The sequence below is a fragment of the Stutzerimonas chloritidismutans AW-1 genome (assembly GCF_000495915.1).
GTDB classification, from domain to species: domain Bacteria; phylum Pseudomonadota; class Gammaproteobacteria; order Pseudomonadales; family Pseudomonadaceae; genus Stutzerimonas; species Stutzerimonas chloritidismutans.
The window spans coordinates 150,544-174,455 of the sequence record NZ_AOFQ01000007.1; the positions used below are offsets into that span (position 1 = coordinate 150,544).

Consider the following 23,912-nt stretch of genomic DNA (forward strand, 5'->3'; position numbering starts at 1 on the left):
CACGATGAAACGCGTAATCAATTTCATGGGTGTCCGCCATGTGGCCTTCGCCCTGACCGTGGTGCTGACCGTTGCGTCACTGGCGAGCCTGGTGGTCAAGGGGCTCAACTTCGGGTTGGACTTTACTGGCGGTACACTGATCGAGCTCGGCTATGAGCGCCCGGTTGAACTCGAGCAGGTGCGTGGGCAGCTGGTGCAATCCGGTTTTGGCGACGCTGTAGTGCAGAGCTTCGGTGCGACTACTGACGTGCTGGTGCGCATGCCGGGCGACGATCCTCAGCTGGGAGAGCGCATCGCTGATGCATTGCGCGGCGCTGACAGTGCCAACTCGGTGAGCGTCAAGCGAGTCGAGTTCGTCGGGCCTGCGGTGGGTGAGGAGCTGCGCGACCAGGGTGGCCTGGGCATGCTGCTCGCGCTGGGTGGTATTCTGGTCTACGTGGCCTTTCGCTTTCAGTGGAAGTTCGGTCTCGGTGCCGTGCTGTCGCTGTTCCACGATGTGATCGTCGTTCTCGGGGTGTTCTCCTTTTTCCAGATATCGTTCGATCTCACCGTGCTGGCCGCTGTGCTGGCGGTTATCGGCTATTCGCTGAACGACACAATCGTCATCTTTGACCGGATCCGCGAGAACTTCCGCATGCTGCGCAAGGCGGAGCTGCTGGAAAACATCAATATCTCCACGACGCAAACCTTGCTGCGCACCATGGCAACTTCGGTATCCACGTTGCTGGCTGTCGGTGCGCTCATGGTCTTTGGTGGCGAGAATCTGTGGGGCTTCTCGTTGGCGCTGTTGATCGGCGTTGGGGCAGGCACGTACTCGTCGGTCTATGTCGCTGGCATGCTGCTCGTCTGGCTGAAGCTCACCCGTGACGACCTGATTCCACCAGTGGTGGAAGAGGAAGCGGACGAGCGCCCCTGATCTTCTTCGAACTTCCGCAGCCTAAAGGAGTCCAAGGCTGCGGAACGGGCGCAGCCCGAAGGAAGAGGAAGTCACAGTGAACAAGTCCATGTTGGTCGGTACGGCGCTCGGAGTGGTGGTCGCCACGGCTGGCGGCGCTTTCGCTACTTATAGTCTGGTTGATCGCGGGCCGAAATTCGCCGATGTGCTGGCGGTGGAGCCGATCAAGGAAACCATTCGGACTCCGCGAGAGGTTTGCAAGGATGTCGCGGTGACTCGGCAGAAACCAGTGCAGGATCAGCATCGCATCGCAGGTACAGCAGTGGGTGCGGTGGTTGGTGGCCTGCTCGGCAATCAGGTTGGTGGCGGTACCGGCAAGAAAATTGCGACGGTCGCCGGTGCGGTCGGTGGCGGTTATGCAGGCAATCAGGTGCAGGGCCGCATGCAGGCCAGCAGCACCTATACCACTACCGAAACACGTTGCAGCACGGTAACCGATTCGCACGACAAGATCGTCGGCTACGACGTGAAGTACGACCTCGCCGGCAAGGTGGGTCGCGTACGCATGGATCGTGATCCGGGTAGCCAGATCCCGGTGCAGGATGGACAGTTGTCGCTATCGCAGCAGTGAGTTGAGCGATTGTGCAGCAACAAAAAAACGCCCCGTTGGGGCGTTTTTTTATGGTGCGCCAGGCATGGCGCGTAGCGCCGTGACTGGCGCTGTCGGGTTCACTGTGGTGGTGAGCCTGGCGACTTGGAGGTGAAAGTCCTCTACACACCCGGCAAGGGGAAGTGTTAGCTGAAGGCAAGGGTGTCGCGGGCGACTGCGAATCTGAAGGAAGCCCGAGGCAAAATGCTGGCCTGACGAACAGGAAGCGGATGAGGCGGCGCAGCGGGGTGAGGTGGCCATAATCGCCAAAGCCCGATACTTGCACGGAACGCTGCGACGTAGATCCGACAGGCATAAGCAGGAAGGTCGCGCGAATTACCCTGGGAGATCTGTACGCTTGCCATTGTGCTACCGATTGTCGAGAGGCGACGGGATGGGCGTGCAGAAGTCAGCCGAGGCCGTAGTAAGTGGCGGTCAACCACGCCATCAAGGGCCGAACAGGTCATGCCGCCAGTAGGCGTCAGCGTCTCGTCGATAACCGAAATGCAGAAATTTCTCCAAGAGAAGACTGTCACCCCGAGTCCCGGCCAGAGGCCGAGGATGACGCCTGACAGCGCAGAGGTATCGGCGGCGTCGGTGACGTGGATGAACGCGGAGCCGGACACGCTGATGGAGCGGGTGCTTGCACCGGCGAATCTCAAGCGTGCGTATCAGCGCGTGGTCAGCAACAAGGGGGCGCCGGGTGCCGATGGCATGACGGTCGCCGACTTGGCAGGCTACGTGAAACAGTATTGGCCCATCCTGAAGGTCAGGCTGCTGGCAGGTGAATACCATCCCCAGGCAGTGCGGGCGGTCGAAATTCCCAAACCGCAGGGCGGTATGCGGCAACTGGGCATTCCCAGTGTCGTGGATCGCCTGATCCAGCAAGCCCTGCTGCAACAGCTCACGCCGATCTTCGATCCGCTGTTCTCGGACTATAGCTACGGCTTCCGTCCGGGCAGAAGCGCTCACCAGGCTGTCGAGATGGCCCGCACCCATGTGGCGGCGGGTCATAGGTGTTGCGTGGAACTCGATCTGGAGAAGTTCTTTGATCGGGTCAACCACGACATCCTGATGTTCTGTGTTGAGCGCCATGTCGAAGACAAACAGGTGCTCAGACTCATCCGCCGTTACCTCGAAGCGGGCGTCATGTCGGACGGGGTTGTCAGCCATCGGCAGGAGGGGGCGCCGCAAGGCGGCCCGCTTTCGCCGCTGCTGTCGAACATCCTGCTCGATGAACTCGACCGTGAGTTGGAGCGGCGAGGCCATCGCTTCGTGCGCTATGCCGATGACGCGAACATTTATGTCCGTAGTCCGCGTGCTGGCGAACGAGTGCTGGCCAGTGTCGAGCGGTTCCTGAATCACCGTCTGAAACTGAGACTGAATCGGGACAAGAGTCGCGTGGCTGGGTCGTGGAAATGCGACTACCTGGGGTATGGGATGAGTTGGCACTCGCTGCCTAGACTGCGAGTGGCAACCATGAGCCTGCGCCGTGTGCGCGACCGTCTCAGGGAACTGCTGCGAGGGGTGCGGGGCCACAAGATGGCGAATGTCATCGAGCGGGTAAACCCGGTGCTGCGAGGCTGGGCAGGCTACTTCAAGCTCAGCCAGAGCAAGCGTCCACTGGAAGAGCTGGATGGCTGGGTCAGGCACAAACTTCGCTGTGTCATCTGGCGGCAATGGAAGCAGCCCTCTACGAGGGCGCGCAACCTGATGCGCCTGGGATTGAGCGAGGAGCGTGCCTGCAAGTCGGCCTTCAATGGCCGAGGCCCGTGGTGGAACTCAGGAGCGCCGCATATGAATCAGGCGCTGCCGAAGAAGCTATGGGACAGACTTGGACTGGTCTCGATACTGGATACGATCAATCGGCTTAACCGCATGGCCTGAACCGCCGTGTACGGAACCGTACGCACGGTGGTGTGGGAGGACGGCGGCCGTGAGGCCGCCTCCTACCCGATCCCTGAACAAAGCGCCTGTTCCGCTCAGGCCGCGCGTTCGCAGTCGGTGGGAAGATGCCGGCCAATCCAGCTCAGGCGCGCTTCCTCGACCTCCACCCAGTTCGCGCCATCGGGCCGGCCGGCACTGCTCAGCAGCATGCGGCAGCGCCCCTGTTCGTCGAGCAGGGCGAAATGACGGGGCTTGCGGCGGCGCAGCAGCGAAAGGATCTGGCGCATGGGTTTCACTCCTGGCGAAGAGATGCTCCCTTATCGCAGGGCTCTATGGCAGCCGCATTAAATGAACGGCGCAGCACTGCCATCGGTCTGAATCGCATCACTGTCGGCGCGTCGTACCGCTGGGTATACTGCGCCGCACTCGTCGCCCCCTAACCTGGAGAAAACAGCATGCTGCAACGCCTGTTGTTCGGTTTTGTCACCGTTCTTGGAATGAGTCTCGTAGGCTGTGCCCACAGCCCGCAGCAGCTCGATCCGAACCCCAAACTCAATGGCACCATCAATCCTGTCGGCCAGGGCCAGCCGGTCGTCGTGCGCGTGGTCGATGCGCGCCCCTCGCCGACGCTTGGCACCCGCGGCGGCCTTTACCCGGAAACCAGCGCGGTGATCGTGCCAAGTGCCAAGGTCATACCCAAGCTGCAGGCTCAGACCGAAGCGGCGGTGCGCCTGCTCGGCTTCACCCCGTCGCCCAACGCCTACAACGCGCCGCAGCTAACCCTGACCCTCGCGGAGCTGAAGTACCAGTCGCCGAAAGAAGGGCTGTACGTGACCGAGGCCAATATTGGCGCGACGCTGAAGATCGAAGTGCAGAACGCCGGTAAACGCTACAACGGCCGCTATGGTGCCTCGCTGAACCAGCGTTTCGGCATGGCGCCGAACGAGCAGACCAATACCAAGCTGGTCACCGATGTGTTGAGCGATGCACTGACCCGGGTCTTCCGCGACGACAACATCGGTCGCCTGCTAGCCGAGTAAGTTGCCAGCGATACGCACGACTCGCCGGTCCTGCCGATCCGAAACCCTGCCATGGCCCAGCCTGGCAGGGTTTCTTCGTTTTCACGGGGCGGAAAACGAAAACGCCCCGCGATCAGCGGGGCGTCGAGTGCAGCCAGTCGAATCAGCGAACGCCGGAGTTGCGCAGGGCAGCCGGGGTGTACTGGTTGGAGTTGGCCTTGTAGTTGTAGGTGTAGGGGTTCTTCTCTTCGTTCTTCATGCCCATGACCAGGTAGCGGCCAGAGATGAGGTCGTACAGGGTCTCCATCGAGTACAGCGGAACCTGCACGTTGTAGAAGTACAGACTGTGCGCCTCGGCTACGCGCCACAGCTGGTTGCGGCCGTCGTAATGGTCGATCACCGCAGCTTGCCAGGTGTCTTCGTCGATGAAGAAGTGGCGCTTGGCATAGATGTGGCGCTCACCCGACTTCAGCGTGGCTTCCACTTCCCATACGCGGTGCAGCTCGTAGCGGGTCAGATCCTGATTGATATGGCCGGCCTTGACGATGTCTTCGTACTTCAGCTCGGGCGAATCCAGGCGGTAGGAGTTGTAGGGGATGTACACCTCTTTCTTGCCGATCAGCTTCCAGTCGTAGCGGTCCGGCGCACCGTTGAACATGTCCAGGTTGTCGGATGTGCGCAGGCCGTCGGCTGCAGTGCCCGGGCCGTCATAGGCGACCTGCGGTGCGCGGCGTACACGGCGCTGGCCGGCGTTGTAGATCCACGCCATGCGCGGTTCCTTCACCTGGTCGAGGGTCTCGTGTACCAGCAGCACGTTGCCGGCCAGGCGGGACGGCTCGGTTACCTGCTGCTTGAAGTAGAACAGCACGTTGCCATGCTTCTCGGGGTTGTAGTCGGTCAGGGTGTCGGTATAGACCACCTCATCGACGAACTTAACCAGGCTGAAGCTGCCGTTCACCTGTGGCGTGGCCTGGGCGACGACGCGCCGCGCCGAGCCCCCGCGGTAGCGGGTAATGTGGTTCCAGGCGACTTCGAGGCCGTCCTTGGGGATAGGGAAGGCGACGGCCTTCTCGAAGTTCTCCAGGCCGTTGCCGCCGCGGACCATGTTGGTCTGCGTGGCATTGCGCGCGGCGGCGTCATAGACATGCTGCGGCATGGCTGCGCTGCGGCGTGTCTCGTAGACCGGCAGGCGGTAGCTGTCCGGATAGCGCTTGAGCATGGCGATCTGCCCAGGTGTCAGGTTGTCCTTGTACTGCTCGTAGTTCTGCGCCGTGATGGTGAACTTGGGCTTGTCGCTGGCGTAAGGATCGCTGACGAAACCGTCTGGTGTCACCGTCGCAGCGTCCTGAGCCAAGCCGCCGGTCCAGGCTGGAATGGTACCTGCAGCGTTGCCGGACTTCTCCGCGCCGATCGGCGTCAGTTCGTTGCCGAGGCGGGCAGCCTCGGTTTCGGACACCGCAGCCATGACGTTACTGGCCAGCAGTGAAAGCGTGAGCGCTCCGGTTGTGAACATTGTTATTTTCATTATCTCGTCCTGTCATTTCTGAATAGCTGATTCCCCGTGGCGCTCGCTGCTGCTGCGCCATGTGATTCGGCCTGAAGAGCTGTGCCTGCAGCGCCTGGGTTGCGGGTAACCGCTCGATGGAAAGGGATGCTTGTCCATTGACCGTTATCGCATTTGGCTGCCGCCCCCGCACAGGCTCTATTTCGCCGTTTCGAGGTATGCCGAGGGTGACGGCGCACCCGGCCTTTAGTCAAGGCCGACCGGTGAAGAGCGCGTCATAAGCTGGCCTGATAATGGTGCAGGACTGACATCGCTCCGTCGGGGAATTCGGAATCCTGGCGGGCGTCTGGATATACTACGCGGCTGCCTGGGCGACTTCGAAGAGAGGAAAATCTGAATGGTGTTACAAGCGCAGTCGGGGCTGGTGATTGCCCCAGCATTGCTTCTCAACGGGCTGGCGCTGCTGTGCGCGCTGTGCGGCGGCTGGTTGCTATTGGCGACGCAGTGGCGAGAGACACGCGCCCTGCGGCGGCCGCTCGTCGCTTCCGCACTGGAAACTGCGTCGACGAGAGATGGCGCGACTCAGCGCGTCAATCAGCTGTTCAACAGGGTAGGCGGGGCTGGACTGCTGCTCGGTCTGGGGCTGTCGATGGCCTCACGGCTACTCTGAACGTGTTTTCGGTTCGCTGAAGGGCCCGCAGATCAGGTACTGCGGGCCTTATGGGTTCAGGGTTCCAGACCGGCGTTGAGCCGGTACTGATTGCGCACCGGCATGGCGTACTGCTGAATCAGATAGGGCTGCTGCACGCTCGGGCAGGCGGCCAGACGCTTGCTCCATTCGGCTTCGGCGCGCTCCACTTCCTCGCGACTGAACAGCTCGGCGGCACTGGGCACCTGGATATCCGGATCACGGTCGTCCCAGAGGCGGTACGCGAGGTAGTGCACCGGGAACAGCCGATAGCTGCCGAGAATCTGCCGATCCAGCGCCAGGGCCATCTGCTTGGAATCTTCGGGCGCGCGCTCCATGGGCGTGCCGAAGGCGATGTGCACGCGTCCCTTGTAGCCGGTGATGCCCAGGGCAATGCTCGCGTCGTCCTCGCCCGGTGCCTTGGTATAGGTGCCGGTGGTGGCGCGGATGTATAGCTCGCGGGCCTTGGCCTGGTCGCATGGGTCGTATTCATAGCTGATCGCCACCGGCACCGGGCGCAGTGCCGCCAGTGCGTCCGCGAACGCCTCGTCCTTGCGGCTCATGTGCAGCATCTTGAGGATCGCCGAATCGGTGCGGTCGTCCCCATCCTTCGCGCGCCCTTCGGCCTGGGCTATCCACACCGACTCGCCATCGTTGCGGATCGAATGGTTGATGTACGCCGACAGCACCTGGTAAGCCGCCAGCTTCTCGCGCCGCCCACTGATGGAGCGGCGCACGATGAAGCTCTTGTTCAGACGCATCAGATCGCTGACGAAGGGGCGCTGCAGCAGGTTGTCGCCGATGGCGATGCGCGGAGTGCGGATGCCGGCCTGATAGACCGCATAGTTGACGAACGCCGGGTCCATGACGATGTCGCGGTGGTTGGCCAGGAACAGATAGGCTCGTCCCTGCTGGAGCTGCTCCAGGCCGGAAAAGGTCACGCCGTCGGTAGCGCGCTCGATCGTGCGGTCGATGTAGGCTTCGATCTTGTGCTGCAGTGCGTCTACCGTGCGGATACTGGCGAACTGCTTGCGCAACCTCCGCGAAATGACTGGCTTGATCAGCCAGCCCATGCTGTCGGCCAGCCGCGGGAAACGGAAGTGCGCCAGAATGTCGAGAAACTCGCGATCGGCGAACAGGCGCGCCATGACCAGCGGTACTTCGGCGTCGGCGTAGGGTCGGATGGCTTCGAATTCGTCCATCATGCTCTCTGTAAAGGAAACGAGGAACGGGCCTGCAACGGATGGGCAGGCAATTTGCGGAACGGACCGGAGCCGGCTGGCTCATACTCATCGAGTAAACGGCCGTTTCGCCTCATGCCTGTGAAATCCTGCTTGCGGCCCAGGGTGCCCAATTGCGGGACACACCGAGTCGGTCTTCTAAAGGTTCGAATCAGCGACCTTTAAAGACGGCGATTATAGCGACAAGTCACCCGGAGGACCGATGCTGGAAACACAGCTCTTTCATTGCCCTTATTGTGGCGAGCCGGTCGAGGCCGTCCTCGATCTCAGTGCGGGCGATCAGCAGTACATCGAGGACTGCGCCGTGTGCTGCCGGCCGATCGTCTTCGACCTGCGTACGGACGGTGAACAGTGGCAGCTGGAAACCCGCGGGGAGGACGAATGATGCGGCGTATCTACGAGCCGCGCGATCTGCTGGAGGCGGAGATGCTCAGCGGCATGTTGATTGCCGAGGGCATCGAGGCATTCCTGGCGGGTAGTCATCTGATCGGCGCCATGGGCGAGCTGCCGGCGGCCGGGCTGCTCGGACTGATGGTTGCGGATGCGGATGCCGAGCGGGCACGTCAGCTGATCGCTGCGTACAATGGCGCCGAGCCGTTGCCGGGCGATGAACCGGAGAGTTACCCCGGCGAACTGATCTGCTGACGAGTCTTTTTATGTGCGGTCGCTACGCCCTTTTCCGCTGGAGCCAGGACTTCGCTGCCTTGCCCGGCTTCCCCTCTGATCAGCAACCGCACTGGAGCCTCGCGCCTGGCGCTTCGGTGCTGCTGCTGCGCAAGGTCGATGCGCAGTTGCAGCTCAGCCGCGTGCGCTGGGGGCTGACCCCGGCCTGGCTTACTGATCTGACGCGCACCCCTGCCCAGGCCCGGGCAGAAACCATCAGCGAACAGCCTATGTTCCGCGAGGCGTTTCGCCTGCGCCGCGGGTTGCTGCCGGCCAACGGCTTCTACGAGTGGCGTGGCGCGGCGCGCAAGCGCCCGTACTGGATGACCAGCGAAGGCTCGCTCGGCTATTTCGCCGCACTCTGGGAAGCCTATCCGGTACAGGGTCATACGTATCTGAGCGCCGCCGTGGTGACGCTGCCCGCGGCTACGCTGCGTCGGCCACTGATGCTTGATGAAGCCGGGCAGGCCGCCTGGCTCGATCCCGAAACGCCGCTCGAGACATTGCAGGCGCTGCTGGCCCAGCCTCAGCCGGCCTTGCGTGAGCGCCCACTGGCAACCGTGGTGAATGACCCGCGTATCGACGGGCCGGAGTGCCTCACGCCGGCGTGAACCGGCGCGGCTGCGTCGTCGTCACACCCTGAACTGGTTGATCAGGCGACGCTGCTGTTCGGCCAGGCGCGTCAACCCGGCACTGGCCTGGCTGGCTTCCTCGGCGCCACCGGCAACTTCCTGCGCGACCTGACCGATGTTGGTGACGTTGCGGTTGATGTCTTCGGCCACCGCGCTCTGCTCCTCGGCGGCACTGGCGATCTGGTTGTTCATGTCGTTGATCAGTGAGACCGCCTGGGTGATCGCCTGCAGCGCCTCGGCGGCGGCATCCGCCTGCTCGACGCTGCGCTGGGTGCGGCTCTGACTCTGCTCCATCACCTGCACCACATCCCGCGTGCCGTTCTGCAGCTGCTGGATCATCTGCTGGATCTCACCGGTCGCCTGCTGCGTCTTCTGCGCCAGGTTGCGGACCTCGTCGGCCACGACGGCGAAGCCGCGTCCCTGCTCGCCGGCGCGGGCCGCCTCGATTGCTGCATTGAGGGCGAGCAGGTTGGTTTGTTCGGCAATGCTGCGAATGGTCACCAGGATGGCGTCGATGTTCTCGCTGTCGCGGGCCAGGGTCTGCACCACCTCCACCGCGCGGCCGATCTCGTCGGCCAGTTCGGTGATGGTCGAGCCGGTGTCCTGCACGATGTGCCGGCTCTGATTGGCCGCGCGATCGGCATTGTTGGCGGCTTCGGCGGCCTGGGTCGCGTTGCGCGCCACGTCCTGGGCGGTGGCGGTCATTTCGTGCACGGCAGTGGCCACCAGCTCGATTTCCGCCAGCTGGGTCTGCACGCCCTTGTCGGTGCGGATGGCGATGTCGGCGGTGTGCTCGGAGGCATCACTGACCTTCTGCACCGAGCTGACGACCTCGCCGATCATGCCCTGCAGGCGCGCGAGGAAGGCGTTGAAGCCGGCGGCGATCTGGCCTAGCTCGTTGCGACTGTCGATGTTCAGGCGCTGGGTCAGGTCGCCTTCACCCTGGCCGATGTTGTCCAGCATGACCACCATTTCGCGCAGCGGGCGGGTGATGCGGCGGCTGATCAGCCAGATCGCCAGCAGACCGGCAAGGCCGATCAGCACACCGATGACCAGCATGGTAGCAAGGCTGCTGCGGCTTTCGTCGGCGAGGGCGACCATCAACTGGTCCAGCTCCTTCGTCACCTCGGCGGTCGGCAGCTCCAGCATCAGCACCCAGCGGGCCTCGGTGCCGGCAAAGGAAAACGGCAGGAACAGCGCGACGCGGCCACGGGCCTGATCGATTCGATAGTGGGTCTGACCGGCCGGCAACTGCTTGACCAGTGCCTGCTCCTCGGCATCGAGTATCTGTGCGGCGGGCTTGCCGATAAGGGTGGTGTCGCGGCTGTAGGCGGCAAGGCGGCCGTTGTTGGAGATCAGCGCGATCTGGCCGACGCCACCGTAGAGCTGGGTGTTGGCGTCGCTCAGCAGCTGTTGGATGAAGTCGACGCTGATGTCCGCGCCGACGATACCGTGGAACTTGCCCTCGATTATGATCGGCGCATTGAACGACGACAGCAGCGACGTCTTGCCATTCATCTCGTAGGGTGCTGGATCGCCTACGCAGGGCTTGAGCTGCTCGCGCGGGCAGAGGTAGTACTCGCCGGCGCGCACGCCGGTTTCCAGCAGGCGGGTATCCTCGATGTCGGTGAGCTTGTCGACCACCATCTGGCCGCTGGCGTCGCGGTAGATCCAGCTGGCGAAGCGGCCGTCGACCATGCCCGGGGCGTCGCCGCGGTACATGACGTCGTTGACGTCCACGCCGTTGGGCTCCCAGGCGATGTAGGTGCTGGTCAGATTGGGGTTCTCGAGCAGGGTCTGTCGCGCCAGATTGATCAGCTCTTCGCGCGTCAGGTTGGCCATCGGCATCCCTTCGTCATCACTGAGGCCGGTCAGGGTGTGTACTCGAGCGAGGCCTGTGGCGATCTGCAGGGGGGCCTGGAGTTGTGCCTGGATGCGGCTGACCTGGGTCTGGGCGAGGGCGGTGACGCGCTGCTCGACCATGCCGTCGATCAGCGAACGGGTCCGCTCCTCGACCAGCGCCTGGCTGCGCATTCCGGAAACCATCGCATACAGCAGAAGTGCGGCGATCACGGCCAGGGTGCAGGCGCCGGCCAATGCGGCGAAGGCGGTCTGGATGGATCTGAACATGTGCGGAACTCCAATTGCGCAGCGGATAAAGAGGCTATCGGCAGGATTTGCGACAACTGCAGCGGTACGTTCGGTTGCCTGACAGGTGGGTCCGCGATAGGGTCTGTTCCCGTTTCGTACGCGGCCGCGCCGCCCGGCCATGGCGCCATTTGGCGCAGCAACGTGGCTTGCGACGAAACGGGAACAGACCCTAGGATACGGCGCAGGTTTTCCGGAGAGACTCGATGTTCAAGCCGCACAGATTGTCGCTGTTGGTCGCCGCTGCCGTGCTGGCGGGCTGTCAGGCCGTCAACACCACCAGCGGCGGCGCCGTAGGCGTCGACCGCAAGCAGTACATGTTCAGCATGCTGTCGACCGAGCAGGTCAACCAGATGTACGCCCAGTCTTATCAAGAGACGCTCAGTGCGGCGTCAAGCAAGGGTGTGCTGGAGAAAAACAGCGCAATCACCAAGCGGGTCAACGGTATTGCCCAGCGGCTGATCGCCAAGGTGCCGGTGTTCCGCCCCGATGCCGCGCAATGGAACTGGGAGGTCAACGTCATCGACAGCCCGGAGCTTAACGCCAACTGCGGCCCGGGCGGCAAGATCATCTTCTACACCGGCCTGATCGAGAAGCTGAAGCTCACCGACGACGAGATCGCGGCCGTGATGGGCCACGAGATCGCCCACGCATTGCGCGAGCACGGTCGCGAAGCCATGTCCAAGGCCTATGGCGTGCAGATGGCGACGCAGCTGGGGTCGGCCATGGGCGTCGGCACCGGCGGCCTGCAGCTGGCGAACATGGGTGTGGAATATCTGATGACGCTGCCCAACAGCCGCGGCAACGAGAACGAAGCGGATCTGATCGGCCTGGAGCTCGCGGCGCGCGCGGGCTACAACCCGAATGCGGCGATCACGCTGTGGGAGAAGATGGCTTCGGCCGGTGGTTCGGCGCCGCCCGAGTTCATGAGCACGCACCCGTCGTCCACCACCCGCACCGCGGCGTTGAAGACGAATATTCCGAAAGTGATGCCGCTCTACGAACAGGCCCGCAGCGGCCGTTGAGCGATGACCTGTCGCCGGCCGTTCAGGCCGGCGACAGCAGCGTCGAAAGGGGTGTCTCGATACCCAGTTGCTGATGCACGCCTTCGAGGTCGATGAGCGTGTGGATTTCCTCGATATCGCCAGCCGGGTTCAGCGTCCAGACGCTCATCACGGCGATCGCGAGAATCTTGTCGGCGACCGAGTAGCCGAACAGCGGCGTCGCCAGCGTTCCCATCACAGTGCTTGAGGTGACCACCTTGTGGCCCTCGCAGATGCACTCATCCACCACCACTTCCAGATCCGGCATGGCTGTACGCACATTGCGCACGAGCTCGGCGAAACCTGCGCTGTTCAGCGGCTGGCCGATGAATGAGCCCTTGTAGGCGAAATACTTGCTCTGCATCTGTTCGGAAAGGGCCAGGCGGCCCTTGTTCCAGCTCAGATCGATATGGTTGCAGACTCGTTTCTTGCGTCCATCCGCTGACATGCAGCCTGATCTCCTCGGGGCGCTGATGTGCGCTGCGGTAGCGCACTCTATCAGCTCCCCGGTGGCGCAGATTTGCGCTGGGTATCAGCCTGAGACAATCGTGCTCATGGACAGCGCCTGATAGCCGGCGTACAGCGCGAGTGCGGCAAAGCCGGCCGCGGCGACCCGGCGGATCAGCGTCAACGGCAGGCGGTCGGCGGCGAAGTGGCTGATCAGCACCACCGGAACGTTGGCCAGCAGCATGCCGACCGTGGTGCCGAGGATGACCAGGATGAATTCCGGATACTGTGCGGCGAGCATCACCGTCGCGACCTGGGTCTTGTCGCCCATCTCGGCAATGAAGAAGGCGATCGTTGTCGCGACGAAGGGGCCGTAGGCGCGGCCCAGCTTGGCATCGTCGTCATCCAGTTTGTCCGGCACCAGCGTCCACAGCGCTACCGCGGCGAAGCTTGCCGCCAGTATCCAGCTCAGCGCCACCGGCGAAAGCAGGCTCGATACCCAGCTGCCGACCGCGCCGGCGGCGGCATGGTTGGCCAGTGTGGCGACGACGATGCCCCAGATTATCGGCCACGGTCGTCGATAACGCGCCGCCAGCAGCAGCGCGAGCAACTGCGTCTTGTCGCCGATTTCGGCGAGCGCAACGATCAGGGTGGGGACGAAAAACGATTCCAAGCGGCATTCCTTTAGGGCGGGTCGACAGATTCACCATGACATGCGCAGCCTGCCCGCCCGGGTCAGGTGTACATGTCATGGGTCTTGTCAAACCTGGCCTGGCGTATCGTTACGCGCTGGCCGGTCGCATGCGCCATGGTCTGCGGACCAAGTATGTTGACGCATGCCGGACGAGCAGGGCGCTCGTCGGAGACTACTCCCCCAAGGACGGCGGCGAGTTTGCCGCAACCGGCCGGTCGGTGCAACCGCCGGTCGCGGGCGTCAGGGGTGCACGGCGCGGTAGATACGGAAGCCGTCGCGCTCTGCAAGCGTGTGACAGGGGCCAAGATGCTGCTCGACCAGGGGGGGATACCTGAGGAACGCGTTGGCTACCAGGCGCAGCTCGCCACCGCTGACCAGGTGCTCGGCGGCGCGCTCGATCAGCGCCTCGCTGGCCCGGTAGCTGGTGTGCACGCCCTGGTGGAACGGCGGGTTACTGACGATCGCCGCCAGGTGTCGTGGCGCGGCGTCGATGCCATCCTCAGCAATCACTTCAGCTTCGAGCCCGTTCGCGGCGAGCGTCCTGCGGCTGCTCTCGATGGCGAAGGCGTCCACATCCAGCAGCAGCAGATTGCTTTGCGGATAGCGACGCTTGAGCGTGGCGCCGAGAATGCCGGCCCCACAGCCGAAGTCGAGCACGCGCCCACTTGGGAGGTCATCGAGATGCTCGAGCAGCAGGGCGCTGCCGACATCCAGGCGACCATGGCTGAACACGCCGGGCAGGCTGATGACCTGCAACGGGCCGTCCGTCAGCTCGAGGGTGAAATGGTGCGCCAGGGCGTCCAGTTCGGGAGCAGCAGGTACCTGCTCGACCATTACCTGCCAGAGCTGGCAGTGGCGGGCGCTGTCGAGCTTGCGCGCGCGGCCGAACCCGGCCAGTTGCCTGGCGGCGCGCTCGACGCCGGCACGTTTCTCGCCGACCAGATACAGCGGCCGTCCGTTGAGGCGCGCCGCCAGCGTTTGCAGCAGATAGTCGGTGAGCTCGCGGGATTTCGGCAGGAACAGTACGGCGGCGTCGAACTCGCCCGGTACCGGTGCGACGCCAAAGCTGCAACGCCCGCCGAAGCGCCGGTCCAGCAATTGCTGCTCGCCTGCATGCCAGCTCCAGCCAACCGCGGCGGGAAGCTGACCCAGCAGGTCGTCGGCGGGCGGCCCGGCCAGCAGCAGCCGGCCTTGAAACAGCTCGGCCTGACGCAGCAGCACTTCGCTTCGAGGGTCCATTGGCGTCTCCCGGAAAAAGTCGGGGAGCTTAGGGGCTATCGGCGTTTTCTCGCAAGCCGGGACGCCCAGCCCCTGGGCCGGTGCTCAGTTCACCTGCCGAATCGGCGCGCCGGCAAAGAAGGCCGTTGCATTCTCGGCGAGCTGGCCGACGATGCGCTGGCGCGCCTCGCGGCTGCCCCAGGCGCTGTGTGGGGTGATGATCAAGCGGGGCAGGCTCGGGTCCAGCAGCGGGTTGTCGTCGCTCGGCGGCTCGCTGGTCAGAACGTCGGTGGCGGCACCACCCAGGTGACCGCGGCGCAGGGCATCGGCCAATGCCTGTTCATCGACCAGACCACCACGGGCGGCGTTGATCAGGAACGCGCTCGGCTTCATCAGTTGCAGTTCGCGCGCACCGATCAGATTGCGCGTCTGCTCTGTCAGCGGGCAGTGCAGCGTCAATGCGTCCACCTGCGGCAGCAGTTCGTCCAGATCCAGGCGTTCCGGGCGCTTCGGCCGTCCCGGCAGGTTGCCGACCAGCACGCGCATACCGAACGCCTCGGCCAGTCGCGACACCGCGCTGCCGAGTTCGCCGTGGCCGAGCAGGCCGAGGGTCTTGCCTTCCAGCTCGACGATGGGAAAGTCCAGCAGGCAGAACTGACCGCTTTCCTGCCAGCGGCCGCGGGCGACGGCCGCCTGGTAGTCGGGCAGGCGCGTGGCCAGTGCCAGCAGCAACATCAGGGTGTGCTGGGCCACGGTCGGGGTGCCGTAGGCCTGGCAGTTGCAGACCACGATGCCGCGCTCGCCAGCGGCCTGCAGGTCGATGTTGTTGACTCCGGTGGCAGAGACCAGGATCAGCTTGAGATCGGGGCAGGCCGCCAGGGTGTCTGCACTCAGCGCGACCTTGTTGACGATGGCCACCTGCGCGCCGCGCAGACGCTCGACAATCTGATCCGCTGTGCTTTGCTCATGACACACGAGTTCGCTGAACGCGTCCTGCAGCGGGGTCAGATCGAGGTCGCCTTGTTCGAGTGGGGAAAGATCGAGGAAAACGGCGCGACTGGACATCAACTGTACCTTTCGAAGAAGCCGGGGCTGATCGACAATGAAGCCCGGCATTGCGTGGAGACTGGATTGTGTACTGGATGGAATTTATGACCGTGGCGCTGGTGCATCTGCTCGCGGTGGCCAGCCCGGGACCGGATTTCGCGGTGGTGGTCCGCGAAAGCGTGACCCAGGGACGCCGTGTCGGAAGCTGGACGGCGCTGGGCGTCGGCTGCGGGATATTCGTCCACGTCGCCTATTCCCTGCTCGGTATCGGCCTGATCGTCTCGCAGTCGATTGTGCTGTTCAACCTCTTCAAGTGGCTGGCTGCAGGCTATCTGCTCTATCTCGGCTGGCGCGCGCTGCGTGCACGACCCATGAGCCTGGATACGGCAGACGAGGTCGACACCACGTCGGATCGGTCACCCTGGCAGGCGTTCGTCGTCGGCTTCGTCACCAATGGCCTGAATCCCAAGGCCACGCTGTTCTTCCTCTCGCTATTCACGGTCGTGATCAGCGCCGATACGCCACTGTGGGTGCAGGCCGGTTACGGCGTCTACCTCGCCGGTGCCACCGCGCTGTGGTTTCTGCTGGTGGCCTGGCTGTTCAGCCGAGGCCGCGTGCGTGCTGGGTTTGCGCGAATGGGCCACTGGTTTGACAGGCTGACCGGCGCCGTGCTGATCGGCCTTGGTGTACGCCTGGCGGTAAGCGAGATCGGTTAACACGCGGAAACGAGGTGCGCGGAAAATAATCCTTTGGACTGATTTTGCCTGGGGGCGGACGCTCTAGAGTGCTGTTTACAACTCCAACAAGAACAGGATGCCCCCATGCTGCAGACCCGTGTCATCAAGCCCGCGGCGAACGCTTACCAGTACCCGCTGCTGATCAAGCGCCTGCTGTTGTCCGGCGTGCGCTACGAGCGCACCCGCGAGATCGTCTACCGTGACCAGCTGCGTTACGACTACCGCACCCTGAATCAACGTGTCGCGCGGTTGGCCAACGTGCTGACTGCAGCTGGCGTCAAGGCAGGTGACACCGTGGCGGTGATGGACTGGGACAGCCACCGCTATCTGGAATGCATGTTCGCCATCCCGATGATCGGCGCCGTGGTGCATACCATCAACGTGCGCCTCTCGCCGGACCAGATCCTCTACACCATGAACCACGCCGATGACCGCTTCGTGCTGGTCAACAGCGAGTTCGTGCCGCTGTACCAGGCGATTGCCGGGCAGCTGACCACCGTGCAGAAGACGCTGCTGCTCACCGATGGCGACGTACACGACGCCGGCCTGCCGGATTGCGTCGGCGAGTACGAAAGCCTGCTGGCTGCCGCCGAGCCGAGCTACGACTTTCCCGATTTCGACGAGGACTCGGTCGCCACGACCTTCTACACCACCGGCACCACCGGCAACCCCAAGGGCGTCTACTTCACCCATCGTCAGCTGGTGCTGCACACCCTGGCTGCGGCAGTGACCGTCGGTTGCCGGGAGAATCCTCGGCTGATGGGCTCGGACGACGTCTACATGCCGATCACGCCGATGTTCCATGTGCATGCCTGGGGTTTGCCCTACGTCGCCACCATGCTCGGCCTCAAGCAGGTCTATCCCGGGCGCTACGATCCCGAGTACCTGATCGACCTGTGGCGCCGTGAGCAGGTGACTTTCTCCCATTGCGTGCCGACCATCGTGCAGATGCTGCTCAACGCCAAGGCGGCACAGGGCACCGATTTCAAGGGCTGGAAGATCACCATTGGCGGCAGTGCGCTGACCCGCGGCCTGTATGACCAGGCCAAGGCCCGTGGCATGAACCTGATCGCTGCCTACGGCATGTCCGAGACCTGCCCGCTGATTTCCGGCGCGCACATCAACGACGAGCTGCTCAAGGCCGACGAAGACACCCGCAGTACCTTCCACCTCAAGGCCGGCGTCCCGGTGGTGCTGGTCGATGCGGCGATTCAGGCGGCGGACGGCAGCTTCCTGCCGGCGGATGGAAGCTCCCAGGGCGAGCTGGTGCTGCGTGCACCCTGGCTGACCCAGGGCTATTACAACGAGCCGGAGAAGAGCGAAGAGCTGTGGGCTGATGGCTGGCTGCACACCGGCGACGTCGCGGTCATCGACGAGATGGCCAATATCGAGATTCGCGACCGCATCAAGGACGTGATCAAGACCGGTGGCGAATGGCTGTCCTCCCTCACCCTTGAGGGGCTGATCAGCCGTCATGAGGCGGTGCGCGATGTCGCCGTGGTTGGTGTGCCGGACGAGCGCTGGGGTGAGCGACCCTTTGCCCTGGTGGTGCTGGGCGAAGGCCGCGAACTGAGCGCTGCCGAGTTGCAGGCCTTCCTTGAGCCGGCGGTGGCCGAGGGGCACATCAACAAGTGGGCGATCCCGCAGCAGATCGCGGTGGTCAGCGAGATTCCCAAGACCAGCGTCGGCAAGCTGGACAAGAAGCGCATCCGCAGCGAAATCGCGCGTTGGCAGAAAGAGGGGAGCGCCGAGCAGACCTCGCTCAGCTGAACCGAGGTCGCGTATCGGCTCAACGCTCGGTAGGGGCCGTCCACGGATTTGCCGGGCGCCCTGATACCGGGTGATCACCGTCGCGATCGGCCTGAACCATCGCGGCGGGCATTCATCGATGTCGATCCCGGCAGTTGCCTGAAGCCTGCCCACTCGGCAAGCTGCGCTCCCTGCGCGCCCGCGCAGCGAGAGATTGCCAAGCACCCGAGGACGTCATGGCTGCCACCCAACAGATGCTGATTCGCGAAACCTTCCCCGTCGGGCCTTTGCAGTGCAACTGCACGATCATTGGCGATCCTGTCAGCAAGAAAGCCATCGTGGTCGATCCGGGTGGCGATCCTGAACTGATCATGGCGCGACTCGACGCCCATGGCCTGAAGGTGGTGAGCATCATCCATACCCATGCGCACCTGGACCACTTCCTCGCATCCGGCTCGATGAAGGAGAAGACCGGCGCCACGCTCCATCTGCACAAGGCCGATCAGGTGCTCTGGGACAACCTGGAGATGCAGTGCCGCATGTTCGGCGTGCCTTACCGTCCGGTGCCAGCGCCCGATCAGTGGCTGAGCGACGATGAGGAGCTGGCCTGTGGCTGTGGCGTGGCATTGCACACGCCGGGGCATACGCCGGGATCCATGAGCTTCTGGTTCGCCGACGCCAAATTGCTGATCGCGGGCGACACCCTGTTCCGCCGCGGCATCGGGCGCACCGATCTGTGGGGTGGTGACTACGCCACCATCGAGCGCTCCATCAAGCAGCGGCTCTACTCGCTGGATGAAGACGCGACCGTGGTGACCGGCCACGGCCCGGATACGCGGCTGGGGGACGAAATGCGCGAGAATCCTTTCGTCCGGGCCTGACCCGGGGTGCCGTTGGCCGGGTTCTGCTGCACGGTTCCTATCCCTGGCGGTGACCGATGGTACTCTAGCGCCGCATTCAGGGCCGCGCTCGCAAGGGCTGGGGACTGCCCTGGTAACCGACGAGAGAAGGAAGTAACTATGAAAATGCTGAACATGACCGCCCTCGCAGCGAGCGTCGCTCTGCTGGTGGGATGCACCACCAATCCCTACACTGGCGAGCAGCAAGCCGGCAAGGCCGGCGTTTACGGTGGTATCGGCGCAGTCAGTGGCGCCGTAATCGGTGCGGCGACCTCGAGCAAGAAGGATCGCACCAAGGGCGCGTTGATCGGTGCAGCGGTCGGTGGTGCGGCTGCCGGTGGCTATGGCTACTACGTCGACACCCAGGAGGCCAAGCTGCGCCAGACGCTGCAGGGCACCGGTGTTCAGGTTCAGCGCAATGGTGACAACCTGACGCTGATCATGCCCGGCAACATCACCTTCGCCAGCAACTCGGCGGATATCTCCAGCAGCTTCTACCCGACCCTGAATTCCCTGGTGCAGGTGTTCAAGGAGTTCAACAAGAACGGCGTCGATATCGTCGGCCACACCGACAGCACCGGCTCCCTGCAGCTGAATCAGGACCTGTCCAACCGCCGCGCCCAGAGTGTTGCTTCCTACCTGGTCGGCAATGGTGTGGCCGCTTCGCGGATTTCTTCCTACGGTGCCGGCCCCAGCCAGCCGATCGCCAGCAACGATACAGCTGCCGGTCGCGCGCAGAACCGCCGCGTCGAGATCAACCTGCGTCCGTTGTAAGCATTCATAGGCCGCGGGGCTGCAACGGCCTCGCGGGCGTCGAAATTCAGACGCCATAATTCCGTTTATCTCTGCTTCCATTGAACCTCTCTGCGCTATTCGTATCTGACATTCGATAGCACGCCAGTTGTGGCACAGAGGAGGTCGAATGGATGATCGTACCGCTCTCCATTCCCGCAGGTCCTGGTTGCCATTATTGGTCGCTCTGGCCCTGATGGCGGGCCTGGGTGGATGGATCGGCTGGCAGTGGCATGTCCAGGAACAGCGCAGCAAGGTCGAGCAGGAGCAGCGCTTCACCTTCGCTGTGGATGACATCGAACACACGCTACGCGAGCGGATGCGCGCCTACGAGATGGTCTTGCGCGGGCTTGCTGGCGTCGTTGCCGGCAGCGACGAGGTCCGCATCGATGACTGGGCGCGGGCCGTGGACCAGCTGCAGCTGCAGGACTTCTATCCGGGCATCCAGGCTGTCGCGCTGGCGCGGCATGCGACGCCGGAAACCCTCACCAGCCTGATCGACCAGATCCGCGCCTCCGGCCGCGAGCGCTTTCGCATGTATCCGCCGGGCGACCGCGAAGAGTACGTGGTGACCGACTACATCCATCCGACCGACTGGCGCAATCGGCGGGTGCTCGGTTTCGATCTGTTCAGTGAGGCGACCCGCCGCGAGGCGATCATCAGTACGCGCAACAGTGGCAATCCGGTGCTCACGGGGCCGTTGCGCCTCAAGCAGGAAACCGAGCAGAACGTCCAGGTGGGTGTTCTGTTGTTCTTTCCGATCTATGCGGCGACGGCGCCGGTCACCACCGAGGAGGAGCGTCAGCGCGCCTTTGTCGGCACCCTGCACGGCGCGTTCCGTCTGACCGACCTGATGGAAGGCATACTCGGCTCGCGCAGCCGAATGCTGCAACTGCAGCTGTTCGATGCCGCCAATCCGGAGTCGCCACTGCTCACCGGACGTGCGCCGGTCAGCGCCGACGCCAAGTTCCAGCGCATTCGGAATATTTACATGTACGGCCGCAGCTGGCAGCTGCAGGTGGCCAGCACGCCGGAATACGAGGCGGTGCTGCGTGACAACAATCGGGCCTTCAGCCTCGCCGCGGCGCTTATGGCGGCGGCATTGTTCTCGTTGCTGGTGGGCGGCTATTTGTATCTGCGCGAACGTGCGCTGCGCAACAGTCAGGTATTGAGCCTGCAATTGCAGGAGCGCGAGGCGCGCTTCCGTCAGCTGATCGAACAATTGCCCGTGGCGACCCTGCTATGCAACGCCGGTGGGCGCATCGAACTGGCCAACCAGAGCGCCGGGCAGCTGTTCGGCAGCTCGACGGAGCTGCTGGCCGGCGAGCGTGTGAGTCGTTACGTGCCCGGCGTGCTCGGCGAGCAGGTGCTCGGGCAACTGCGCGAAACCAGTCAGCTCGAACTGCAGGCGCAGCGCGAGGACGGCAAGGCGATCCCGGTTGCCGTCAGCCTGACCAGCTTCAGACATGACGATGTCTTGTATTACGTCCTGAATCTGCTCGATCTGCAGGCGCGCAAGCGCGACGAGGAGCGCTTCCGTAATGTCGTCGAGGCCTCGCCCAATGCCTTTGTGCTGGTGGATACCCGCGGCGACATCGTCATGGTCAATCGCCAGACCGAGCTGCTGTTCGGCTATGAGCGCCAGGAGCTGGTCGGGCAGCCCGTGGAACTGCTGTTGCCCGAAGCCTTGCGCGAAGCGCATCGCGGTCTGCGCCAGGGTTATGCCGAGAATCCGGAACCACGTCGCATGGGCGGCAACCGCGAGCTGTTCGGCCTCCACCGCGACGGCAGCGCGTTGCCTGTGGAAATCGGCCTGTCGCCCTTGCGCAGTGGCGACGAGCAGCTGGTGCAGGCGGTGATCATCGATATCAGTCACCGCAAGGCGGCCGAGCGTCGCTTGCGCGAGCAGGCCGACCAGCTGGCAGTAGCCAATCGCTACAAATCCGAGTTTCTCGCCAATATGTCCCACGAGCTGCGCACGCCGCTCAACAGCATTCTCATCCTCAGCGATCAGCTGCGTCAGAACGGCTCGGGCAACCTCAACGACAAGCAGGTCCGGCATGCCGACATCATTCATCGCGCCGGTCATGAGCTTCTGCAGTTGATCAACGATGTGCTGGATCTCGCCAAGATCGAGTCCGGCCATATGCAACTCAAGCTGGAGCCGCTGAACCTGCGTGAGTTGCTGACCGAACTGGAAACCTCGCTGACGCCGATGGCCGAGCAGAAGGGCTTGGCGCTGAAGGTGGTGGTCGACGCCGACGTACCGCCTGCGCTGAATTCCGACCGGGCCCGGCTGCAGCAGATTCTGCGCAACCTGTTGACCAACGCCTTGAAGTTCACCGAGCAGGGGCAGGTGGAGTTGCTGGCGAGCTACCCGCCGGAGGACGCTGACGGACAAATCCTGCAGCTGCAGGTACGTGACAGTGGCATCGGCATCGCCGAGGACCAGCAGGAGCGGATCTTCCAGGCGTTCCAGCAGATCGATGGTTCGATCAGCCGTCACTACGGTGGCACCGGTCTGGGCCTGGCGATCACTCGCCAGTTGGTGGAGGTGCTCGGGGGGCACGTCACGGTTGATAGCGAACTCGGCAACGGCGCCACCTTCACTGTGCGATTGCCGGTGGAGTCGACGTCCGGCGCATCAGCGCAGGCGCTGTTGCCGCGCCAACCGCAGCGCCGTGGGCGTGGTCCGGGGCTGTTGATCATCGAGGACGATGCCGATTTCGCATCGGTAGTGGCGGAGGTCGGGCAGAGCCACGGCTTTACCAGTCTGATCTGCAGCACCGGTCAGCAGGGGCTGGAAGCCCTGCGGCGCGAGCACTTTGCCGCAGTGATCCTTGACATTCTGCTGCCGGACATCAGTGGTTGGCAGGTGCACCGGGAATTGCGTGGCGACGAGCGTCATCAGGGCATGCCGGTGCTGATCATTTCCTGCGTGCCGCAGCCTCACGACTGGCATGACGATGGTTCGCGCTATCTGGTCAAGCCGGTAGCGCAGGCCGAACTCGAGCGCATCTTCATCGAACTGGCGCGCCACGAACAGAATTCGCTGCGCCTGCTGCTGGTGGAGACCGATCCTCGTCGCCGCGAACTGATCCGTGTGTACTTCGAGCGGCTCGGCTATAGCGTCACGCTGGCAGGGGGCGCCGAAGCGGCCCGGCTGGCGTATGCCGAACAGAATTTCACTGTGGTGGTGGTCGAGCAGGAACTGGCAGACGGCAGCGGGCTGGATCTGCTGGATGCGCTGGAGCGCCTGCGTTCGCTTCGCGGCGTCACGGTGTTGGTGAACAGTCGTGAAAAGCTGTCGGATACAGACCTGCAACACTTGCGCCGTTATTCGGCTTCAGCACTGTCCAAGGAGGATGATGTGAAACGTATGGGAGAACTGGTTCGCCGAGGGCCAACGGTGTCGTCGCCAAGCGCCGCGGCTTCGCTGCAGGTGGCGGCGTCGGGCCGGCGCGTGCTGCTGGTGGATGAGGATGTACGGCTGATCTATTCGCTGACCGCCCAGCTCGATGAGCTCGGGCTGCTGGTGGTCCCGGCCACAAGTGCCGACGAAGCGGTCGAGCGTTTCGATGAGGATGCCTTCGATCTGGTACTGCTGGACATGAGCCAGCCTGGGGCGGAAGGTCCTGATTTGGCGCAGCGGCTTAAGCAGGCGCATGACTGTCAGGCCCCCATCGTTGCGCTGGTGACAACGACCGGTGGGGGTGAGCGCGAGCGTTGCATGGCGGCTGGTGCCGACGACGTTCTGCTCAAACCCGTCGAGGCCACGGCGCTGGCGGCGCTGTTGCAGCAATGGCTGGGTCTGGAGAGCGGTGCGGCCGAGGCTGAAGAGGAGTAAGCAAGTCGTGCGTGTTGAACATGCCTGTGGTGATGCGTTGATCGAACGATATGACACCTGGTGCGCGAATGCCCCGTGGGACGATTGTTGTCGGCAGTTTGGCAACGGATTGC

The 23,912-nt window shown here is 63.6% G+C and carries 22 protein-coding genes and 1 riboswitch; of the genes, 14 read left to right on the forward strand and 8 right to left on the reverse strand.

The window, feature by feature from the left end; translation table 11 throughout:
• The first annotated feature begins 4 nt into the window (after window positions 1–4).
• From secF to ltrA, 3 genes are all read left to right on the forward strand, one after another.
• Window positions 5–916 carry a protein translocase subunit SecF gene (gene secF, locus F753_RS28815; protein ID WP_023444169.1) on the forward strand — a complete coding sequence of 304 codons (912 nt, stop codon included), beginning with the start codon at window positions 5–7 and terminating at the stop codon, window positions 914–916.
• A 76-nt stretch (window positions 917–992) separates the two neighbouring features.
• On the forward strand, window positions 993–1,526 hold the full coding sequence (locus F753_RS28820) for a glycine zipper 2TM domain-containing protein (RefSeq protein WP_014819457.1): 534 nt from the start codon (window positions 993–995) through the stop codon (window positions 1,524–1,526).
• 483 nt (window positions 1,527–2,009) lie between these two features.
• Window positions 2,010–3,431 carry a group II intron reverse transcriptase/maturase gene (gene ltrA / locus F753_RS28825; RefSeq protein ID WP_017517123.1) on the forward strand — a complete coding sequence of 474 codons (1,422 nt, stop codon included), beginning with the start codon at window positions 2,010–2,012 and terminating at the stop codon, window positions 3,429–3,431.
• 95 nt (window positions 3,432–3,526) lie between these two features.
• Here ltrA and F753_RS28830 read toward each other — a convergent pair whose 3' ends face one another.
• The gene (locus F753_RS28830) at window positions 3,527–3,718 is read right to left on the reverse strand and encodes a hypothetical protein (RefSeq protein WP_023444170.1); all 192 of its coding nucleotides are present in this window, start codon (window positions 3,716–3,718) and stop codon (window positions 3,527–3,529) included.
• Window positions 3,719–3,886: 168 nt separating this feature from the next.
• Here F753_RS28830 and F753_RS28835 point away from each other — a divergent pair, with 168 nt between their 5' ends.
• Window positions 3,887–4,471 (forward strand): YajG family lipoprotein, encoded by a 585-nt coding sequence (locus tag F753_RS28835; protein WP_014821319.1) that lies wholly within the window; start codon window positions 3,887–3,889, stop codon window positions 4,469–4,471.
• Window positions 4,472–4,613: 142 nt separating this feature from the next.
• Here F753_RS28835 and F753_RS28840 read toward each other — a convergent pair whose 3' ends face one another.
• A complete protein-coding gene (locus tag F753_RS28840) occupies window positions 4,614–5,963 on the reverse strand; it encodes a DUF1329 domain-containing protein (protein ID WP_023444171.1) in 1,350 nt (449 codons plus the stop codon).
• Window positions 5,964–6,351: 388 nt separating this feature from the next.
• On the opposite strand from F753_RS28840, the gene F753_RS28845 reads away from it, so the two are divergent.
• Window positions 6,352–6,624: a hypothetical protein gene (locus tag F753_RS28845; RefSeq protein ID WP_023444172.1), complete on the forward strand. Its 273-nt coding sequence runs from the start codon at window positions 6,352–6,354 to the stop codon at window positions 6,622–6,624.
• A 56-nt stretch (window positions 6,625–6,680) separates the two neighbouring features.
• On the opposite strand, the gene F753_RS28850 is transcribed toward F753_RS28845, so the two are convergent.
• Window positions 6,681–7,847 (reverse strand): 1-acyl-sn-glycerol-3-phosphate acyltransferase, encoded by a 1,167-nt coding sequence (locus F753_RS28850; RefSeq protein WP_014821316.1) that lies wholly within the window; start codon window positions 7,845–7,847, stop codon window positions 6,681–6,683.
• Between the two features lie 238 nt (window positions 7,848–8,085).
• Here F753_RS28850 and F753_RS28855 point away from each other — a divergent pair, with 238 nt between their 5' ends.
• Genes F753_RS28855 through F753_RS28865 form a run of 3 tightly spaced genes read left to right on the forward strand, consistent with a single transcriptional unit; the run spans window position 8,086 to window position 9,157 of the window.
• On the forward strand, window positions 8,086–8,268 hold the full coding sequence (locus F753_RS28855) for a CPXCG motif-containing cysteine-rich protein (protein WP_003302744.1): 183 nt from the start codon (window positions 8,086–8,088) through the stop codon (window positions 8,266–8,268).
• Window positions 8,268–8,528: a putative signal transducing protein gene (locus F753_RS28860; protein WP_014821315.1), complete on the forward strand. Its 261-nt coding sequence runs from the start codon at window positions 8,268–8,270 to the stop codon at window positions 8,526–8,528. The genes F753_RS28855 and F753_RS28860 overlap by 1 nt, the downstream gene beginning before the upstream one ends.
• 11 nt (window positions 8,529–8,539) lie before the next feature.
• Complete coding sequence (locus F753_RS28865) at window positions 8,540–9,157, forward strand: SOS response-associated peptidase (protein WP_023444175.1); 618 nt, start codon at window positions 8,540–8,542, stop codon at window positions 9,155–9,157.
• A 21-nt stretch (window positions 9,158–9,178) separates the two neighbouring features.
• On the opposite strand, the gene F753_RS28870 is transcribed toward F753_RS28865, so the two are convergent.
• A complete protein-coding gene (locus F753_RS28870) occupies window positions 9,179–11,308 on the reverse strand; it encodes a methyl-accepting chemotaxis protein (RefSeq protein WP_023444176.1) in 2,130 nt (709 codons plus the stop codon).
• A 224-nt stretch (window positions 11,309–11,532) separates the two neighbouring features.
• Here F753_RS28870 and F753_RS28875 point away from each other — a divergent pair, with 224 nt between their 5' ends.
• The gene (locus F753_RS28875) at window positions 11,533–12,351 is read left to right on the forward strand and encodes a M48 family metallopeptidase (protein ID WP_014821312.1); all 819 of its coding nucleotides are present in this window, start codon (window positions 11,533–11,535) and stop codon (window positions 12,349–12,351) included.
• Between the two features lie 22 nt (window positions 12,352–12,373).
• Here F753_RS28875 and F753_RS28880 read toward each other — a convergent pair whose 3' ends face one another.
• The 4 genes from F753_RS28880 to F753_RS28895 all read right to left on the reverse strand — a co-directional run bounded on the left by F753_RS28880 (window position 12,374) and on the right by F753_RS28895 (window position 15,793).
• Window positions 12,374–12,817, reverse strand: coding sequence for an ester cyclase (locus tag F753_RS28880; RefSeq protein ID WP_023444177.1), 444 nt, complete (start codon window positions 12,815–12,817; stop codon window positions 12,374–12,376).
• Window positions 12,818–12,901: 84 nt separating this feature from the next.
• Window positions 12,902–13,489 carry a TMEM165/GDT1 family protein gene (locus F753_RS28885; RefSeq protein WP_014821310.1) on the reverse strand — a complete coding sequence of 196 codons (588 nt, stop codon included), beginning with the start codon at window positions 13,487–13,489 and terminating at the stop codon, window positions 12,902–12,904.
• Window positions 13,490–13,579: 90 nt separating this feature from the next.
• Window positions 13,580–13,696: riboswitch (yybP-ykoY riboswitch) on the reverse strand.
• Window positions 13,697–13,750: 54 nt separating this feature from the next.
• On the reverse strand, window positions 13,751–14,749 hold the full coding sequence (locus F753_RS28890) for a methyltransferase (protein WP_023444178.1): 999 nt from the start codon (window positions 14,747–14,749) through the stop codon (window positions 13,751–13,753).
• A gap of 84 nt (window positions 14,750–14,833) precedes the next feature.
• On the reverse strand, window positions 14,834–15,793 hold the full coding sequence (locus F753_RS28895) for a 2-hydroxyacid dehydrogenase (RefSeq protein ID WP_023444179.1): 960 nt from the start codon (window positions 15,791–15,793) through the stop codon (window positions 14,834–14,836).
• A 68-nt stretch (window positions 15,794–15,861) separates the two neighbouring features.
• Here F753_RS28895 and F753_RS28900 point away from each other — a divergent pair, with 68 nt between their 5' ends.
• The 5 genes from F753_RS28900 to F753_RS28920 all read left to right on the forward strand — a co-directional run bounded on the left by F753_RS28900 (window position 15,862) and on the right by F753_RS28920 (window position 23,799).
• Window positions 15,862–16,491, forward strand: a complete 630-nt coding sequence (locus F753_RS28900) for a LysE family translocator (RefSeq protein ID WP_031297223.1) — start codon at window positions 15,862–15,864, stop codon at window positions 16,489–16,491.
• Window positions 16,492–16,596: 105 nt separating this feature from the next.
• Window positions 16,597–18,282: a fatty acid--CoA ligase gene (locus F753_RS28905; protein ID WP_023444181.1), complete on the forward strand. Its 1,686-nt coding sequence runs from the start codon at window positions 16,597–16,599 to the stop codon at window positions 18,280–18,282.
• A gap of 215 nt (window positions 18,283–18,497) precedes the next feature.
• The gene (locus F753_RS28910; RefSeq protein ID WP_023444182.1) at window positions 18,498–19,142 is read left to right on the forward strand and encodes an MBL fold metallo-hydrolase; all 645 of its coding nucleotides are present in this window, start codon (window positions 18,498–18,500) and stop codon (window positions 19,140–19,142) included.
• A gap of 138 nt (window positions 19,143–19,280) precedes the next feature.
• The gene (locus F753_RS28915; RefSeq protein WP_003302724.1) at window positions 19,281–19,934 is read left to right on the forward strand and encodes a YiaD family glycine zipper/OmpA-like lipoprotein; all 654 of its coding nucleotides are present in this window, start codon (window positions 19,281–19,283) and stop codon (window positions 19,932–19,934) included.
• Between the two features lie 148 nt (window positions 19,935–20,082).
• Window positions 20,083–23,799, forward strand: coding sequence for a CHASE domain-containing protein (locus F753_RS28920; protein ID WP_023444183.1), 3,717 nt, complete (start codon window positions 20,083–20,085; stop codon window positions 23,797–23,799).
• Window positions 23,800–23,912: the final 113 nt, after the last annotated feature.

Bases quoted from the DNA above. Each gene is read 5' to 3' on its own strand.
- F753_RS28845 (WP_023444172.1), top strand. From the start codon at position 6,352: ATGGTGTTACAAGCGCAGTCGGGGCTGGTGATTGCCCCAGCATTGCTT.
- F753_RS28875 (WP_014821312.1), top strand. From the start codon at position 11,533: ATGTTCAAGCCGCACAGATTGTCGCTGTTGGTCGCCGCTGCCGTGCTG.
- F753_RS28920 (WP_023444183.1), top strand. From the start codon at position 20,083: ATGGATGATCGTACCGCTCTCCATTCCCGCAGGTCCTGGTTGCCATTA.
- F753_RS28870 (WP_023444176.1), bottom strand. From the start codon at position 11,308: ATGTTCAGATCCATCCAGACCGCCTTCGCCGCATTGGCCGGCGCCTGC.
- F753_RS28830 (WP_023444170.1), bottom strand. From the start codon at position 3,718: ATGCGCCAGATCCTTTCGCTGCTGCGCCGCCGCAAGCCCCGTCATTTC.
- F753_RS28890 (WP_023444178.1), bottom strand. From the start codon at position 14,749: ATGGACCCTCGAAGCGAAGTGCTGCTGCGTCAGGCCGAGCTGTTTCAA.
- F753_RS28850 (WP_014821316.1), bottom strand. From the start codon at position 7,847: ATGATGGACGAATTCGAAGCCATCCGACCCTACGCCGACGCCGAAGTA.
- F753_RS28865 (WP_023444175.1), top strand. From the start codon at position 8,540: ATGTGCGGTCGCTACGCCCTTTTCCGCTGGAGCCAGGACTTCGCTGCC.
- F753_RS28880 (WP_023444177.1), bottom strand. From the start codon at position 12,817: ATGTCAGCGGATGGACGCAAGAAACGAGTCTGCAACCATATCGATCTG.
- F753_RS28915 (WP_003302724.1), top strand. From the start codon at position 19,281: ATGAAAATGCTGAACATGACCGCCCTCGCAGCGAGCGTCGCTCTGCTG.
- F753_RS28905 (WP_023444181.1), top strand. From the start codon at position 16,597: ATGCTGCAGACCCGTGTCATCAAGCCCGCGGCGAACGCTTACCAGTAC.
- secF (WP_023444169.1), top strand. From the start codon at position 5: ATGAAACGCGTAATCAATTTCATGGGTGTCCGCCATGTGGCCTTCGCC.
- F753_RS28895 (WP_023444179.1), bottom strand. From the start codon at position 15,793: ATGTCCAGTCGCGCCGTTTTCCTCGATCTTTCCCCACTCGAACAAGGC.
- F753_RS28840 (WP_023444171.1), bottom strand. From the start codon at position 5,963: ATGTTCACAACCGGAGCGCTCACGCTTTCACTGCTGGCCAGTAACGTC.
- F753_RS28835 (WP_014821319.1), top strand. From the start codon at position 3,887: ATGCTGCAACGCCTGTTGTTCGGTTTTGTCACCGTTCTTGGAATGAGT.
- F753_RS28910 (WP_023444182.1), top strand. From the start codon at position 18,498: ATGGCTGCCACCCAACAGATGCTGATTCGCGAAACCTTCCCCGTCGGG.
- F753_RS28855 (WP_003302744.1), top strand. From the start codon at position 8,086: ATGCTGGAAACACAGCTCTTTCATTGCCCTTATTGTGGCGAGCCGGTC.
- ltrA (WP_017517123.1), top strand. From the start codon at position 2,010: ATGCCGCCAGTAGGCGTCAGCGTCTCGTCGATAACCGAAATGCAGAAA.
- F753_RS28860 (WP_014821315.1), top strand. From the start codon at position 8,268: ATGCGGCGTATCTACGAGCCGCGCGATCTGCTGGAGGCGGAGATGCTC.